Annotated in this window: 11 protein-coding genes; 2 read left to right on the forward strand and 9 right to left on the reverse strand. The window is 67.2% G+C overall.

Features of this window, described 5'->3' with window-relative positions; genetic code table 11:
- Nucleotides 1–11: 11 nt before the first annotated feature.
- The 6 genes from V5F78_RS00355 to V5F78_RS00380 form a co-directional block, all read right to left on the reverse strand.
- Nucleotides 12–1,220 carry a vWA domain-containing protein gene (locus tag V5F78_RS00355; protein WP_394072119.1) on the reverse strand — a complete coding sequence of 403 codons (1,209 nt, stop codon included), beginning with the start codon at nt 1,218–1,220 and terminating at the stop codon, nt 12–14.
- Complete coding sequence (locus V5F78_RS00360; protein ID WP_394072118.1) at nt 1,220–2,098, reverse strand: AAA family ATPase; 879 nt, start codon at nt 2,096–2,098, stop codon at nt 1,220–1,222. The genes V5F78_RS00355 and V5F78_RS00360 overlap by 1 nt, the downstream gene beginning before the upstream one ends.
- Before the next feature lie 55 nt (nt 2,099–2,153).
- Nucleotides 2,154–4,592 carry an aerobic carbon-monoxide dehydrogenase large subunit gene (locus tag V5F78_RS00365; RefSeq protein ID WP_394072117.1) on the reverse strand — a complete coding sequence of 813 codons (2,439 nt, stop codon included), beginning with the start codon at nt 4,590–4,592 and terminating at the stop codon, nt 2,154–2,156.
- Nucleotides 4,589–5,089, reverse strand: coding sequence for a 2Fe-2S iron-sulfur cluster-binding protein (locus tag V5F78_RS00370; RefSeq protein ID WP_394072116.1), 501 nt, complete (start codon nt 5,087–5,089; stop codon nt 4,589–4,591). Before V5F78_RS00370 ends, V5F78_RS00365 begins: the two co-directional genes overlap by 4 nt.
- Nucleotides 5,090–5,116: 27 nt before the next feature.
- A complete protein-coding gene (locus tag V5F78_RS00375; protein WP_394072115.1) occupies nt 5,117–5,983 on the reverse strand; it encodes an FAD binding domain-containing protein in 867 nt (288 codons plus the stop codon).
- Nucleotides 5,984–6,176: 193 nt separating this feature from the next.
- Complete coding sequence (locus V5F78_RS00380) at nt 6,177–7,472, reverse strand: MHYT domain-containing protein (protein WP_394072114.1); 1,296 nt, start codon at nt 7,470–7,472, stop codon at nt 6,177–6,179.
- Nucleotides 7,473–7,660: 188 nt separating this feature from the next.
- Here V5F78_RS00380 and ku (V5F78_RS00385) point away from each other — a divergent pair, with 188 nt between their 5' ends.
- Nucleotides 7,661–8,608, forward strand: coding sequence for a non-homologous end joining protein Ku (gene ku, locus V5F78_RS00385; protein ID WP_394072113.1), 948 nt, complete (start codon nt 7,661–7,663; stop codon nt 8,606–8,608).
- 236 nt (nt 8,609–8,844) lie between these two features.
- Here ku (V5F78_RS00385) and ku (V5F78_RS00390) read toward each other — a convergent pair whose 3' ends face one another.
- Nucleotides 8,845–9,651 carry a non-homologous end joining protein Ku gene (gene ku / locus V5F78_RS00390; RefSeq protein ID WP_394072112.1) on the reverse strand — a complete coding sequence of 269 codons (807 nt, stop codon included), beginning with the start codon at nt 9,649–9,651 and terminating at the stop codon, nt 8,845–8,847.
- An 85-nt stretch (nt 9,652–9,736) separates the two neighbouring features.
- Between ku (V5F78_RS00390) and ligD the strand changes: the two genes are divergently transcribed.
- On the forward strand, nt 9,737–12,505 hold the full coding sequence (gene ligD / locus V5F78_RS00395; RefSeq protein WP_394072111.1) for a DNA ligase D: 2,769 nt from the start codon (nt 9,737–9,739) through the stop codon (nt 12,503–12,505).
- A gap of 18 nt (nt 12,506–12,523) precedes the next feature.
- Here the strand turns inward: ligD and V5F78_RS00400 are convergent, their stop codons facing one another.
- Together V5F78_RS00400 and V5F78_RS00405 are read right to left on the reverse strand one after the other, a co-directional pair.
- Nucleotides 12,524–14,812, reverse strand: a complete 2,289-nt coding sequence (locus tag V5F78_RS00400; protein ID WP_394072110.1) for a TonB-dependent receptor — start codon at nt 14,810–14,812, stop codon at nt 12,524–12,526.
- 49 nt (nt 14,813–14,861) lie between these two features.
- Nucleotides 14,862–15,284 carry a DUF2946 family protein gene (locus tag V5F78_RS00405; RefSeq protein ID WP_394072109.1) on the reverse strand — a complete coding sequence of 141 codons (423 nt, stop codon included), beginning with the start codon at nt 15,282–15,284 and terminating at the stop codon, nt 14,862–14,864.
- Nucleotides 15,285–15,393: the final 109 nt, after the last annotated feature.

Below are 15,393 nucleotides of genomic sequence, written 5' to 3' on the forward strand. Positions count from 1 at the left end.
GCCTCCTCCCGTCATAGCCGGGCCAGATAGGGTTCGAGGGCTTCCAGGCTCTCCAGATTGTGGGCCGGCGCGAACAGGTCCACGAACGGGAGTGCCGCCTTCATGCCGGCCGCCTCCGGGGCATAATCGCGCCAGCCGATCATGGGGTTGAGCCACACGATGCGGCGGCAGCGGCGGTGCAGGGCCGCCATCTCGCGCGCCAGCAGTTCCGGTTCGCCGGTGTCATAGCCGTCGGAGACGATCAGCACGGCGGTGCGCGAATGCAGCGTGCGCGCGGCGTGCCAGCGGTTGAAGGTGGCGAGGCTCTCGCCGATCCGCGTGCCGCCGCCCACCCCCTGGGCCATCAGGCCGAGGCGGTCCATGGCGCGCTGCGGGTCCTTCTCCTTCACCGCGTCGGTCACGTCGATGAGGCGGGTGTGGAAGACGAAGGCGGAGGCCTCGCGAAAACTGTCCAGCGCGCCGTGGATGAAGCGCACGAACACCGCCACATAGGGGCTCATGGAGCCGGAGGCATCCAGCAGGATCACCAGCTTCAAGGGCTTGGGACGACGGCGGCGCTGTACCAGCTCCACCGGCACGCCGCCGCGCGCCACGCTGCGATGGAGCGTGCGCCGCAGGTCCAGCCGGGCACCGGTGCGGGCGGCGCGGGCGCGCCGGGTGAGGCGGGCGCGCATGGCCTTGGCGAGGCGCTGGGCCAGCGCATAGGCGCGCTCCAGCTCCTGTGGGTCGGCGATATGGCGGAAGTCGGTGGTCTCCAGCCGCTCGGCGTGGGAGGCCCCGGCGCGGCGCTGCTCGGCGCCTTCGTCCTCTCCCGCCTCGCTGCCCGGCACCCGGTCCACCCGGCTCACCGGGCCGCTGCCTCCGGCCTCGGGCGCATCCGCCCCCGGGCGCAGCGGCAGATTGGTGGGGGTGCGGCGCTGGTCCGCCAGGCGCACGCTGGCGCGCAAATGCTTCTCGAACCAATAGGCGTCGAACAGATCGTCGAATTTCTCCCAATCCGACCGGCGCGAGGCGAACAGGGCGCGCAGGGCGGCGCGCAGGCGGGTCTTGTCGGCAAGGCCGGGCGCGGCCAGCACGCGCAGCGCGTCGGCGCTCTCGGCAAGGCCGGTGGCGAAGCCGTTGTCGCGCAGCGCCCGCACGAAGCCCGCGAGCCGCGTGCGCACCATCGCGCCCGCCGGATCCGGGGCCGGGAGAGGGGCGAGGGGGGCGGAGGCGGGCATCACGCCACCTGTTCCAGCAGGCGGGAGACCACTTCGCGCGGCAAGGCGCAACGGTCTTCGTGGGTTTTCAGCAAGGTGATGAGCAGGTCATAGACGCTCTCGGGGTCGTGCCGCAGGTCTTTCAGCCCGATGCCGGTGAGGGCGGCAGCGAAATCCATGCTCTCGGCGACGCCCGGCACCTTGCGCAAATCCTCGCGCCGCACATCGCGCACGAAGCGCGCCACTTGCAACGCCAGCGCCGCGTCGATGCCCGGCACGCGGGCCTTCAGGATGGCCGCTTCGCGGTCCACCTCCGGGAAATCCACGAAATGATAGAGGCAGCGGCGGCGCAGGGCGTCGGAAAGTTCACGCGTGCCGTTGGAGGTGAGCACCACACGCGGAATGGAGCGCGCCGTCACCGTACCCAATTCGGGAATGGTCACCTGGAAATCGGAGAGGATCTCCAGCAGGAAGGCTTCGAATTCCTCGTCCGCCCGGTCCACCTCGTCGATCAGCAGAACCGCGGGGGTGGTGCTGCGGATCGCCGCGAGCAGCGGGCGTTCCAGCAGATAGTCCTGCGAGAAGATCTCCGCCTCCACCGCGCGTGGGCTCTCGCCGCTGCCTTCGCGGGCCTTGAGCGCGAGGATCTGGCGCTGGTAGTTCCATTCATAGAGGGCGGCGTTCTGGTCGAGGCCCTCGTAGCATTGCAGGCGGATCAGCGGCGCGCCGTGCACCTGCGCGAGCGCCTGCGCCACCGCCGTCTTGCCCACCCCGGCTGCGCCTTCCAGCAGCAGCGGACGGTGCAGCAGGTCCATCAGATAGAGCGCGGTCGCAAGGTCGCGGTCGGCGAGATAGCCGGCCTCGGCGAGGCGCTGCGCGATGATGTTCCGCTCGCTCATAGGTGCGTCGCCATTAAAAAAGAGGGGAGGGCGCCCCTGCGCCCTCCCTGGAGGATCAGGCGGCGGCGGCTGCGCTGGCGTGCAGGCCGAGCTTCTCGGCGGTTTCCCACATGCGCCAGGCGTCGTGCGGCATGTCGATATGGGTGGTGCCGAGGAAGGAGAAGGCGTCGTTCACCGCATTGGAGAAGCACGGCACGCCGCCCACATGCGGGCTCTCGCCCACGCCCTTCGCGCCGATGGGATGATGCGGCGAGGGGGTCTCTGTGAAGTCGGTCTCCCAATGGGGCGTCTCCACCGCCGTGGGCAGGAAGAAGTCCATGAAGGACGCCCCCATCACATTGCCCATGGCGTCGTAGCGGATCTCCTGGCCCATCGCGACGGCGAAGGCTTCGGTGAGGCCGCCGTGCACCTGCCCCTCGATGATCATGGGGTTGATGCGGGTGCCGCAATCGTCCAGCGCGTAGAAGCGGCGCACTTTGAACACGCCGGTGTCCACATCGATGTCCATGACGCAGAAATAGGCGCCGAACGGATAGGTCATGTTGGGCGGGTCGTAATAATTCACCGCCTCCAGGCCCGGTTCGAGATTGGGGATCGGCTGGTTATAGGAGGCCCAGGCGATCTCCTTCATGCTCTTGCGCTTCTCCGGCAGGCCCTTCACCTGGAAGCCGTCCACGTCCCATTCGAGATCGTTGTGGTGCACTTCCAAAAGGTGCGCGGCGATCATCTGCGCCTTTGCCCGGATCTTGCGCGCGGCCATGGCGGTGGCGGCGCCCGCCGTGGGGGTGGAGCGCGAGCCGTACGTTCCGAGGCCGTAGGGCGCGGTATCGGTATTGCCCTCCTCGATCATGATGTCGTCGGCGGGAATGCCGAGCTCGGTGGCGAGGATCTGGGCATAGGTGGTCTCATGCCCCTGGCCCTGGCTCTTGGTGCCCATGCGGGCGATCACCGAGCCGGTGGGATGGATGCGGATCTCGCAGCTGTCGAACATGCCGATGCCGAGGATGTCGCAATTCTTGGACGGCCCCGCGCCGACGATCTCGGTGAAGAAGGAGACGCCGATGCCCATGATCTCGCGCGTCTCGCCGCGCTTGAACGCTTCGCGCTTTGCCGCCTGTTCTGCGCGCAGGCCGCGATAATCCACCGCGTTCATCGCCTTTTCCATGGCGAGATGGTAGTCGCCGGAATCATATTCCCAGCCGAGCGCGGCGTGATACGGGAATTGGTCGCGGCGGATGAAGTTCTTCACGCGCAGGTCCGCGCTGTCCATGCCGAGCTTCTGCGCCAGAACTTCCACCGCCCGCTCGATGGCATAGACCGCTTCCGTCACCCGGAACGAGCAGCGATAGGCCACCCCGCCCGACGCCTTGTTGGTGTAGACGCCGTCCACCTCCAGATGCGCCACCGGGATATCGTAGGAGCCGGTGCAGATGTTCATGAAGCCCGCCGGCCATTTGGACGGGTCGGCGCAGGCGTCGAAGGCGCCATGGTCGGCCAGCACGTAGCAGCGCATGGCGAGGATCTTGCCGTCCTGGGTCGCGGCCAGCTCCGTGGTCATGTGATAGTCGCGGGCGAACGAGGTGGTCGAGAGGTTCTCCATCCGGTCCTCGACCCATTTCACCGGCTTGCCGAGCACGATGGAGCCCACCACCGCGCAGACATAGCCGGCATAGGCGCCGACCTTGTTGCCGAAGCCGCCGCCGATGTCGGGCGCGATCACGTGGATCTTGTGCTCCGGCAGGCCGGAGATGAGCGAGACCACGGTGCGGATGACATGCGGCGCCTGGAAGGTGCCGTAGAGGGTCAATTCGCCCTTGATCTTGTCCATGGAGGCGAGCGCCTGGCAGGTCTCCAGGGGCGAGGGATGGGTGCGGTGATAATAGAAGGTCTCCTTCACCGTCACCGGGGCTGAGGCGAAGGCTTCGTCCGTGCCGTCCTTCTCGCCCACCTGCCAGTTGAAGATGTGGTTCGCATGGCGGCGCGGGCCGTGGGCGCCAACCATCTTGTCCAAGATGTCCTCGCGCAGGATCGGCGCATCCGGCAGCAGGGCCTTGGACGGGTCCACCAGGACCGGCAATTCCTCATATTCGCAGTCGATCAGCTCGATGGCGTCGGCGGCGATATAGCGGTCGTCGGCGATGACGAAGGCGACTTCCTGGTTCTGGAACAGCACCTTCTCGTCCGCCAGCACGGCCTGCACATCGCCCGCAAGGGTGGGCATGTAGTGCAGGTTCAGCGGCTTGAGATCGGCGGCGGTGAGCACCGCGCGCACGCCGGGCAGCGCTTTCGCGCGGGAGGTGTCGAGCTTCTTGATGCGGGCGTGGGGATAGGGCGAGCGGTAGAAATCGCCGAACAGCATGCCGGGCAGCTTGATGTCGTCGACATAATTGCCGCGGCCTTGCGTGAAGCGGATGTCCTCCACGCGCTTGCGCTTGCAGCCCATGCCCTGGAGGCGTGCCTCGCGCTCCGCCTTGGTCGGTGTGAGGTCGTTCATTCCGCAGCCTCCTGGAACGGCACGCCGTTGATCTTGGCGGCGGCGTATTGAATGGCCTTGACGATGTTCTGGTAGCCCGTGCAGCGGCAGATGTTGCCGGCGATGCCGAAGCGGATTTCCTCTTCGCTCGGGTTGGGATTTTCCAGCAGCAGGCGGTGCGCCCGCAGGATCATGCCGGGGGTGCAGAAGCCGCATTGCAGGCCGTGCATCATGCGGAAGCCTTCTTGCAGGGCGTGCAGCGTGCCGTCGGGCGCGGCCATGCCTTCGATTGTGGTGATCTGCGCGCCCTCGGCCTGCACCGCGAACAGGGTGCAGCTCTTCACCGACTTGCCGTCGAGATCCACCGTGCAGGCGCCGCAATGGGAGGTGTCGCAGCCGATATGGGCGCCGGTGAGCAGCAGGTTTTCGCGGATGAAATGGATGAGCAGCGTGCGCGGCTCGACGAGCCCTTCGACCGCATCGCCGTTCACCGTCATGGAGACGTGAACCTTCGCCATTTTTGGGTTCCTCGCGGAGTTGAGGGGTCAGCCGGCGGCGCGGGCGAGCGCCCGCGCCAGAGCGCGCTGGAGCATGATTCCCGCCATCTTGGTGCGGTAGGCGGCGGTGCCGCGCCCGTCGGTGGCCGGTTCCGTGATGGCCTCGGCAGCGGCGATGGCGCGGGCGAGGCTCGAAGCGTCCGCGCTGGTGCCGGTGAGGATGTGCGCGGCTTCTTCCGCCAGCAGCGGCGTGTCGCCCACATTGGTGAGCGCGATGGCGCAGGTCGCGATCCGCCCTTCCGCCTTGGTGAGCACGACGGCCGCGGCGGCGGTGGCATAATCGCCGATTTTGCGCTTCAGCTTCTCATAGGCGGCGCCATGCCCCTGCGGCGGCACCGGAATGGAGATTGCGGCGAGCATCTCGCCCGGCTCAAGGGCGGTGAAATAGGCGCCCTGGTAGAAATCGCGGGCGGCCACCTCGCGCGGCCCCTTCTCTCCGGCCAGCTGATAAGTGGCGTTGAGCGCCATCATGACGGCCGGCATATCGTTGCCGGGATCGCCATTGGCCACATTGCCGCCGAGCGTGCCCACATAGCGCACCTGCGGATCGGCGATCAGCAGAGCGGTTTCCTTCAGGATCGGCAGGGCGGCGGAAAGGTCGGTGGAGGCGATCAGCTCGGCCTGGGTGGTCATGGCGCCGATCAGGATGCGCCCGCCCTCGTGGCGGATGCCCTTCAGGTCGGCGATGCCGGCGAGGTCCACCAGATGCTCCGGCGTTGCCATGCGCAGTTTCATCATGGGGATCAGGCTGTGGCCGCCGGCGAGCGGGCGGGCATCCTCGCCGAGCTTGGCCAGCAGCGCGACGGCCTCCGGCAGGCTTTTCGGCCGGTGATATTCGAAGCGACCGGGAATCATGGCGTCTTCCCCTTTGGACAGACAGGTCAATCGACTTGGTCTTGTTCCAAAGAGGCTCGCCGCTCTCGCGCCGCAGCAACAAGAGTAAAGGAATCAACGGCTTCGTATGGTCATGAAGCGCGGTGGTTGGTGCATGAAATGCGGCAGGGCTGCTGACATTCCGGCATGAAGTGCGGCAGGCCTGTTGCCCGTTTCACGCCTTGGCGGCGCTCACACGCTGCTTCAGCGTGGAGAAGCGCGCACGTGCAACAGGAATGCTGCGCTGCAGGACCGCGTCGATCTCCGCCGCCCCCGCATCCCCCACCCGCCGCACCGCCTCGATATGCGCCAGCGCGACGATATAGCTGCGGTGGACGCGCATGAAGGCGGAGGGATCGAGCAGGCCATCCACCTCGCCGATGGTGTGTTGGCAGAAGAATTCGTGCGCGCCGTCGGAGATATAGGTGTAGCGGGCGTTGGCCCGCACGAACACGATATCCCCCACCGGCAGGGCGCGGCGTTGGCCGTCCTTCTCCACCTCGATCTCGCGGGCGAATCGCGGGGAAGCTCCGTTCGCGGCCGAGGGCGGCGCGGCGGGGGGCGCCTCCTCCAGGAAGGCGTTGAGGTCTGCCGCGTCTCCCGCGGCCGGGGTGGCCGTGAGCGGGCGTTGCGGCAGTGGCGGCGGGGCATGGGGGGCGGAATCGCGCGGGTGCAGGCCTCCTTGCCCTTGCGGATGCGGTTCCGCCGCGCGGCCGGTGGCCGGATGCGCGGTGGCCAAGGCGGCGCCCGCTTCGGCGACCGGCGCGCGCTCCGGCATCAGCGAGAGCAGGAAGCCGCCGGAGATGAGGAACGACACCACCGCCACGATCATCGCCATCAGATCGTGCGACAGGCTCGGCGTTACCGTCGAGGACATCGGGGCGCCGTGGTCGGCCATCACGCTCATGCCGGCCATGGCGGTATAGTGCATGCCGGAAATGGCGAGCCCCAGCAGCACCGCAGAGGCCATGCGCGAGGCGCTGACGAACGGCCGCTCGATCTGCCACAAGGCGAGCGCGCTCGCGGCCACCGCCACCACGCCCGCCGCCAGCACATAGCGCGGCTCATGGTGCATGTGGCCGGGCATGTCGATGGCCGACATGCCGATATAATGCATGGCCATCACCCCTGCTCCCATGGCGAGCGCCCCGCCGGCGATGCGCAGCGGGCGGGGATGGGGCGTGTGCACGATCAGCACGCCGGCCCCCACCATCAGCACGCAGATGAGGAACGACACGAGCGTCGGCAGCACCAGGAAATCCACGCCGACGGGAAACTTCGCCGCCAGCATGCCGACGAAATGCATGGACCAGATGCTGACCGCCAGCGTCATCGCCGCTGCCGCAAGGGCAAGCCGCCGGCGCACGCCGACGCTGCGGTCCACCTGGTCCGCCAGCAGCAGGCTCACATAGCTGCCCTGGGCCGCGATCAGCAGCGACAGGGCCACCAGCCAAGGATTATGGGCGAGCACGTCACCTCTCCCGGCATGACGCGCGCGGCGCGTCCTTCTCCCGAATTGCGGCGCCGTTCGATCCGGGCCATTCTTATGCTCCTTGAGTAAAATCGCGCGGCGCGCCGGTCAATGCAGCTCTTCGCGAGGTGGGGCGGAACGCGCGCGGTGCGGCCGCGTTTAAGGGGATCTGCGCACCGGAGCTGTCCATGTCGCCGCGGGCCAATTGGAAGGGTTTCCTCAAGATCGCGGAGCTGAGCTGCGCGGTGGGGCTTTATTCCGCCGTCTCCCAGTCCGAGCGGGTGGCGTTCCATACCGTCAGCCGCGCCAGCGGCCACCGGCTGAACCGCCTGTTCGTGGACGAGGAGACCGGCGAACCGGTGGAGCGCGACCAGCAGGTGAAGGGCTATGAGACCGGCAACGGCGATTATGTCGTGCTGGAGCCGGAGGAGATCGCCGCCGCCGTCCCGGACGCCGACAAGACGCTGGATATTTCCGCCTTCGTCTCCTGCGGCGACATCGACCTCGTCTATCTCGACCGGCCTTATTATCTCGCGCCCACCGACGATGTGGCCGCCAAGGTGTTCGCGCTGATCCGCGCCGGCATGGAGGCGAAAAAGGTGGCGGCGCTGGCGCGCACGGTGCTGTTCCGTCGCGTGCGCACCGTGCTGCTGCGGCCCTACGAGGCCGGCATGATCGCGACCACGCTGAATTTCGACTATGAGGTCCGTGCCGCCGCCGATGCCTTCTCGCATGTGCCGGCGCTGAAGGTGAAGGGCGAGATGCTGGATCTCGCCAAGCACATCATAGCCACCAAGGCCGGCAGCTTCGATCCCACCGCCTTCGAGGATCGCTATGAGGCGGCGGTGGTGGATCTGGTGCGGGCCAAGCAGGAGGGCCGCAAGATCGCCCCGCCGAAGGCGGCCGCCAAATCGAACGTGGTCAACCTACTGGATGCGCTGCGCGCGAGCGCCGGCGGCGGGGCCAAAGCGGGGACGAAGGGCGAGCCGAAGGTGGGCGCGAAGAGCGCGGGTTCAGCCAAGGGCAGCGCCAAATCCTCGGCCAAATCCTCGGGCGAGTCGAAGGCGCCCAAGGCAGGAACGACAAAGGCAGGAACAACAAAGGCGAAGGCGGCTTCGGTGCGCAAGGCCGGCTGAGGCAAAGGCCCTCGCGCGAGCGCCCCTTATCTCTTTTCCTTCGTCGCTGGTCTTCGGTCGTCATGGCCGGGCTGGTCCCGGCCACCCACGCCGGGCCGCTGGCGCGGACCCGGAACGCGAAGGCCAGCAGTGCCGCGTGGATGCACGGGACAAGCCCGTGCATGACGATGTCTTGCTGCAAACGCGCCGCACCCTGACTGTCGATCGCACCTCGGGCGCATCCGTGCGCCAGTCCTTCACTTGCCGCGCTTGCCGCTTCCTTCTTCCGCCTTCAGGCTGCGCTTCAGCGCATCCATGATGTTGACCACATTGCCCGGGGCCTCCGCCGGGGCCTTCGGCTTCGCGCGGGCGCGGCCCTTCTTCTTGGCGGCGATGATCTTCTTCAGCTCCGCCTGGACGGGATCCTTCACCAGATCCGCGCTCCAGGGCTGCGCGCGCTCCGCGATCAGGGCCTGGACCAGCTTCAGTGAGGCCGCCTCGGGCTTGGCGGCGTCGACGGTGTCGAATACCTCGTCCGGGGCGCGCACCTCATTGCCATAGCGCAGGGTCCACACCACCATGCCCTTGCCATCCGGCTTCACCAGCACCGCGCGCTCGCGCCGATAGAGCACGAGGCGGGCGATGCCGGCGGTCTTCGTGGCGGCCATGGCGTCGCGGATCACCGCGAACGCCTCCTCGCCGACCGGATCGTTGGGGAAGAGATAATGCGGCGTGTCGTACCAGAGCCAGCCGATGGAAGTGTCGGGCACGAAGGTTTCGATGTCGATGGTGCGGGTGCTCTCCAGCGCCACCGCGTCCAATTCCTCATCCTCGAAGGTGACGTAGCTCTCCCCGTCGCGGGCATAGCCCATCACCTGGTCGTCGTCGTCCACGGGCTCCTGGCTTTCGCTGTCCACATATTGCGCGCGGACCCGATGGCCGGTTTCGCGGTTGAGGGTGTGGAAGCGGATTTTCTCCGCCTGGGTGGTCGCGGGCATCATGGCCACCGGGCAGGTGACGAGGGAGAGCTTGAGGAAGCCCTTCCAGAAGGACGGCGTGGCCATCGTCATTGCTCCGGCGGAATTGTGCGCTCGCGCAGTGAACCCTTAGGCTCAAGCCGAGTTCCCGTTGCATCGGACGGAGACGAGCGTGGCACAGACGAACAAGCTCTCCAAGTATCGCGCCAAGCGGGATTTCAAGCAGACCGCCGAGCCGAGCGGCGCGCACGCCGTGGCACCGGGGAACGCGCTGCGCTTCGTGGTGCAGAAGCACGACGCGACGCGCCTGCATTATGATTTCCGCCTGGAACTGGACGGGGTGTTCAAATCCTGGGCGGTCACGCGCGGACCCTCCCTCGACCCGGCGGACAAGCGCCTCGCGGTCGAGGTGGAGGACCACCCGCTCGATTACGGCGATTTCGAAGGCACCATTCCCAAGGGCCAATATGGCGGCGGCACGGTGATGCTGTGGGATCGCGGCACCTGGGAGGTGGAGGGCGATCTTTCCGCCGAGGAGGCCTTGGCCAAGGGCGATCTGAAATTCACCCTCCAGGGGGAAAAGCTCCATGGCAGCTATGTGCTGGTGCGCATGAAGACCGATCGCACCGGCGGCAAGCGCACCAATTGGCTGCTCATCAAGCATCGCGACGCGGACGCCCATCCCGGCGACAAGGATGCCTTGCTGAAGCAGGACCGCTCGGTTGCCTCGGGTCGCGGCATGGAAGAGATCGCCGCCGGCGAAGGACCCGCACCCACCCCCTTCATGACGGCGCGCGGCGGCAAGGTGGCGGCCGATGCGGTGTGGGATTCCCGCGCCGGCCTCGCTGCCGATGCCCGCGCGGCCAAGGCCAAGGGCGCGAGCGCCGCAGATGCGGCCGTGGTGCGGTCCAAGCCCGTGGCTGCGCCAGCGAAGACTGCGGCGCGCAAACGCGCCGCTCCTGCGCCCGCCGCGATGCCGGATTTCGTGCCGCCCCAATTGTGCACCTCGCTGGAGCGCCCGCCTTCCGGGAAGGGGTGGGTGCACGAGATCAAGCTCGACGGCTACCGCATCCAGCTGCGGGTGGAGGGCGGAAAGGCGGCGCTGCGCACCCGCACCGGGCTCGACTGGACGGCGCGCTTCTCAGCCATCGCCGAGGCGGCGGGCACCCTTCCCGATGCGCTGATCGACGGCGAGGTGGTGGCGCTCAATGCCCATGGCGCGCCGGATTTTCCCGCGCTCCAGGTGGCGCTCTCGGAAGGGCGGACGCAGGACCTGATCTATTTCGCCTTCGACCTGCTGTTCGCGGGCGCCGAGGATCTGCGCGCGCTGCCGCTGGAAACCCGCAAGGAGCGTCTCCAGGCCCTGTTGGACGCGCAGGGGGAGAACGCGCGCCTGCGCTATGTGGAGCATCTCGACAATAGCGGCGACGCGGTGCTGCGCTCCGCCTGCCAGCTCGATCTGGAGGGGATCGTCTCCAAGCGCCTCGATGCCCCTTATGCCTCCGGCCGCAGCGGCGCCTGGACCAAGGCCAAATGCCGCGCCGGCCATGAGGTGGTGATCGGCGGCTGGTCCACCACGAACGGGGCGTTCAGATCGCTGTTGGTGGGCGTGCATCGCGACGACTATTTCGTCTATCTCGGCCGCGTCGGCACCGGCTATGGCGCCGCCAAGGTGAAGACCTTGCTGCCGCGCCTCGAGGCCGTGGAGGCGAAGGCTTCGCCCTTCACCGGCGCCAACGCCCCGCGCAAGGAGGCGGGGGTGCATTGGACCCGGCCCGAACTGGTGGCGGAAGTGGAATTCGCCGGCTGGACCACCTCCGGCATGGTGCGGCAGGCGGCCTTCAAGGCATTGCGCGAGGACAAGCCGGCGGCCGAGGTGGAGGCCGAGCGTCCCGCTCCGGTGGACACGGCGCAGATGTCCCAGCCGGCGCCGGGCAAAGCGAAACCCGCCCGCTCCGGGGCGGCGAAGGACCCCGCTCCGCCGGCCGCCCCTGCGCCCGCGCCGTCCGGCAAGCCGAAGGTGATGGGCGTGCTGCTCTCCAATCCCGCAAAGCCGCTCTGGCCCGACGCGGGCGATGGCGTGCCCGTGACCAAGTTCGACCTTGCCCGCTATTTCGAGGCCGTGGGTGCCTGGATGCTGCCGCACATCCAGGGCCGCCCGTGCTCCATCGTCCGGGCGCCCGACGGCATCGACGCGGAAACTTTCTTCCAGCGGCACGCCATGAAAGGGACGTCCAACCTCTTGAACCTCATCACCGTCTCCGGAGACCGCAAGCCCTATCTCCAGGTCGATCGGGTGGAGGGCCTTGCGGCGGTGGCGCAGGTGGCGGGGCTGGAATTGCACCCGTGGAACTGCGCGCCCAGCCGCCCGGAGGTGCCGGGGCGGCTGGTGTTCGATCTCGATCCGGGGCCGGAGGTGGATTTTGCCGCCGTGGTCGCGGCGGCCCTGCACCTGCGCGAGGCGTTGGAGGCGCTCGGCCTTCCGACCTTCTGCAAGACCACGGGCGGCAAGGGGCTGCACGTGGTGGTGCCGCTTGCGGCGCCGAAATCCGGCGGGCCGGACTGGGCGCAGGCGAAGGCGTTCGCCCGCGAGGTGTGCGCGCGCATGGCCCGCGACGCGCCCGATCTCTATGTGGTCAACATGGCCAAGAAGCTGCGCACCGGCCGCATCTTCCTCGATTATCTGCGCAACGACCGCATGGCGACGGCGGTGGCGCCGCTCTCGCCGCGCGCGCGACCCGGCGCCACCGTCTCCATGCCTTTGCTGTGGGAGGAGGTGAAGGCCGGGCTCGATCCGAAGCGCTTCACCGTGCGCACCGCGCCCGCTTCGCTGGAGGAGCGGCGGCCCTGGGCGGATTATGAGGCCGCCGCAAAGCCGCTCGCCCCGGCGATCAAGCGTCTCGATGCGGGGAAAGCCGCCGGGCCGAGGGCAAAACGCTGACCCTCGGCCCGGCGTACATCAGAAGGTGATCTTCGCGTCAGCGATGAAGGTGCGCTGCGGGAAGGGGTGGAACAGCGTGTAGGATTCATTGCCGATATTGTCGATGCCGAGGCTGATGGAGGCCTGCTCGTTGAATTTGTAACGGGCCTTCACGTCCACGACGAAGAATTTATCGAACGCGCCATAGACGTTGGGGATGATGTCAGTGTTGTCCAGCGTCGAATATTGCTTGCCGCTGTAACGCGCGGCGATGGTGTAGGCCCAATATTGATCCGGCGTATAGGTGGCGCCGATGGTGGCGCGCCAATCCGGCACATAGGGCACGTGCTTGCCCACGACACTGGTGCCGGTCGCGCTGGCCCAGGTGGGATCGGCGAGAATGCGCGAATCCACATAGGTCACGCTGCCGAACATCTCCAGGCCGGCAATGAACATGTCCTTCTTCGAGGCGGCGATTTCGACGCCCGTGTTGCGGATCGCCTGCACGTTGGTGACGTAATTCACCGGCACGGGATAATTGGCCAGGAATGCGGTCTGCTGGATCAGCGCATCGTCCACATGCTCGTTGAAGAATGAGACACGGATCTTGCCGCCGTCGAAGCTGCGCTCGATGGCGAGTTCCTCGCTCAGCGCGTTTTCCGGCGCGAGGCTGGGATTGGGGATCGCATAGACCGAGCCGGTCTGCACGATCTGGTAGAGTTCGGTCACGGTCGGAAAGCGATAGGCCTGCCCGAACGAGGCGGTCACCAACCAATCCTGCGGCGCCCAGCTTAGCGAGGCCTTGGGCGAGAAGCGCGTCGCGTCCTGCTCCGGCTGGAAGGTGGCGGTGGTGCCGGTGATTGTCCCCGCGGAATTGGCGGTGGTGGCGAGGTTGAAGCCCTGGGTCGCCTGCCAATTCTCCAGCCGCCCGCCCAGCGTCAGCTTGAAATCGGGGGCGAAGCGCCAGGCATCCTGGCCCCAAAGCGCCGAGGTGCTCGTGGCGCCGATGCTGTCGGTATACATTTTCGACGTGGCGTCCGGGCCGGAATTCCAGATCGTCGAGGCATAAGTGGGGTTGTTGAGATAATAGCGGTCGGCGTGGAGGCCGAAACTCACCTCATGGGCCTCGTTCGGCCGCCAGATGAATTTCGCGTCGCCATTCATCCAATTGGTGCCGTCGAGCCGGGCGATCTTGCCATTGGTGGTGAAGAACGGCCCGGTGGAACTCACGCCATAGGGGCTGCGCTGGATGTCTTCGAGATAATCATAGCGCGAGAGCGCGAGGTCGAAATCGAACAGGCCGCCGGTGTCGCTCTTCAGCGTGAAGGCATTGGCGAGGTGCTGCTGGTTGATGGTGTAGTTGGAATTGGCAAAGCCCGCGATGCCGCCGAATGTCGGCACGCCGCCGAGCGTGCGTAGATAGGTTTGGACGGAAGAATCCCCATCGTTCGCCCACAGGCCGATCATGTATTTGGCTTGCAGCCAGGGCGTGATGTCCCAGGCGAACTTGCCGTTGAGATTGGTCATCTCCGTGTGCAGAAGCCCGCCCGCGCCGGCGACATTGGCCACTTGCCCAAGCTTGTTGAGTTGGGGGATGAGGCCGGTGGTCTTGGCGGGCACGCCCGGCGTGGTGATCCAGGATAGCGGCTGGCTGTAGCTGTTCTGGTAATTGCCGGTGATGAGGAAGGAGAAATTCTCGTTCTTGTTGCCGGTGGAGAGATTGGTCTGGTCGGTGCGATAGGTGCCGTTGGTGTCGTAGCGGGAGAAGGTCTGGAAGGCCTCGGTCTGCTTGAGGCTGGCCTCGAACTTCTCCGGCATCTTGGTGGTGATCAGAAGGACGCCGCCGATGGAATTGCCGGGATAGGCGGCGGCAAACGGGCCGTACAGGAAATCCACCCGCTCGATCTCGTCCGGGGTCACGAGCCCCCAGCGCGGCGCGCCGATGGTATTATTGTTCGCGATCAGCGCCGAGAGCAGCAGATCGTCCGCATAGACGAGGCTGCGGGCGGAGGAATTCACGCCCCAGGTCCGCGTGGCCAGCACCGGCTGGGTGTCGCCATTGTTGCGCTTGCGCACGAACAGGCTGGGCAGGTATTTCACCGCGTCCTCGGTATCGACGATGTTGATCGTCTGCTCCACCTGCTGGGCGGTGACGCTGGCGCTGGTCTGGGGAAGCTGGAACTTCTCCTTGACGGGCGGAACGTCGGACGAGGCCTTCTGGTCGGTGTTTACGGTGACTTCCGGCAGATCAATGGTTTGGCCGAGGACGGCCGTGGACGATGCGGCAAGCATCGCCACGGCGCCGGCCGCGCGGAACAGGCGGGACATGGGACAACTCCAGGAATGAACGTGCGGATCGGCGCGAAGCCGGTTCGGATCACGCGGTCCTGGGTGGTCCCTGGGAGAGGCGGGGCGTGGACGCCGGGCTGCGTAGCGCGAACACCCGCTCCGTGGCGTTGGTGATGCGCTGGAAGGCCCGCGCGAGCGGCACGAAATCGGCCGCCGAGGGAGCATCGAAACCGGCGCCGGCAAAGGCGCACAGCGCGCAGGAGGCGACCGGCACACTCTTGCCGGCCGGGTGGTCGCCGCCCTTGGCATCTCCCTTGGCGCCTCCTGGGGCCTCCACGGCTTCGTGGCTGGCGAGGCACAGGATCTGCGCGGGATCGGCGGCGAGCGCGGCGCGGCTGACATGGGCGGTGGAAAGGCTCAGCGCCAGCACGGTCTGGAGCACGAACACATAGGCCATCGCCAGGGCGAACCCTGGGCGCAGCCATGCCTGTGTTGTGCGTGCCTGTGACACGATGGGTCCGCCTCACTCCCCTCGCCCCACATGGAGCGGGGGCGTTCTGTCTCGCTAGCATCACGCGGCCGGGTGGGAAACATGGGTGCCCCGCCCGCTTACCGGAGCG

This window comes from Roseixanthobacter glucoisosaccharinicivorans (assembly GCF_043195095.2).
Taxonomy (GTDB): domain Bacteria; phylum Pseudomonadota; class Alphaproteobacteria; order Rhizobiales; family Xanthobacteraceae; genus NCEH01.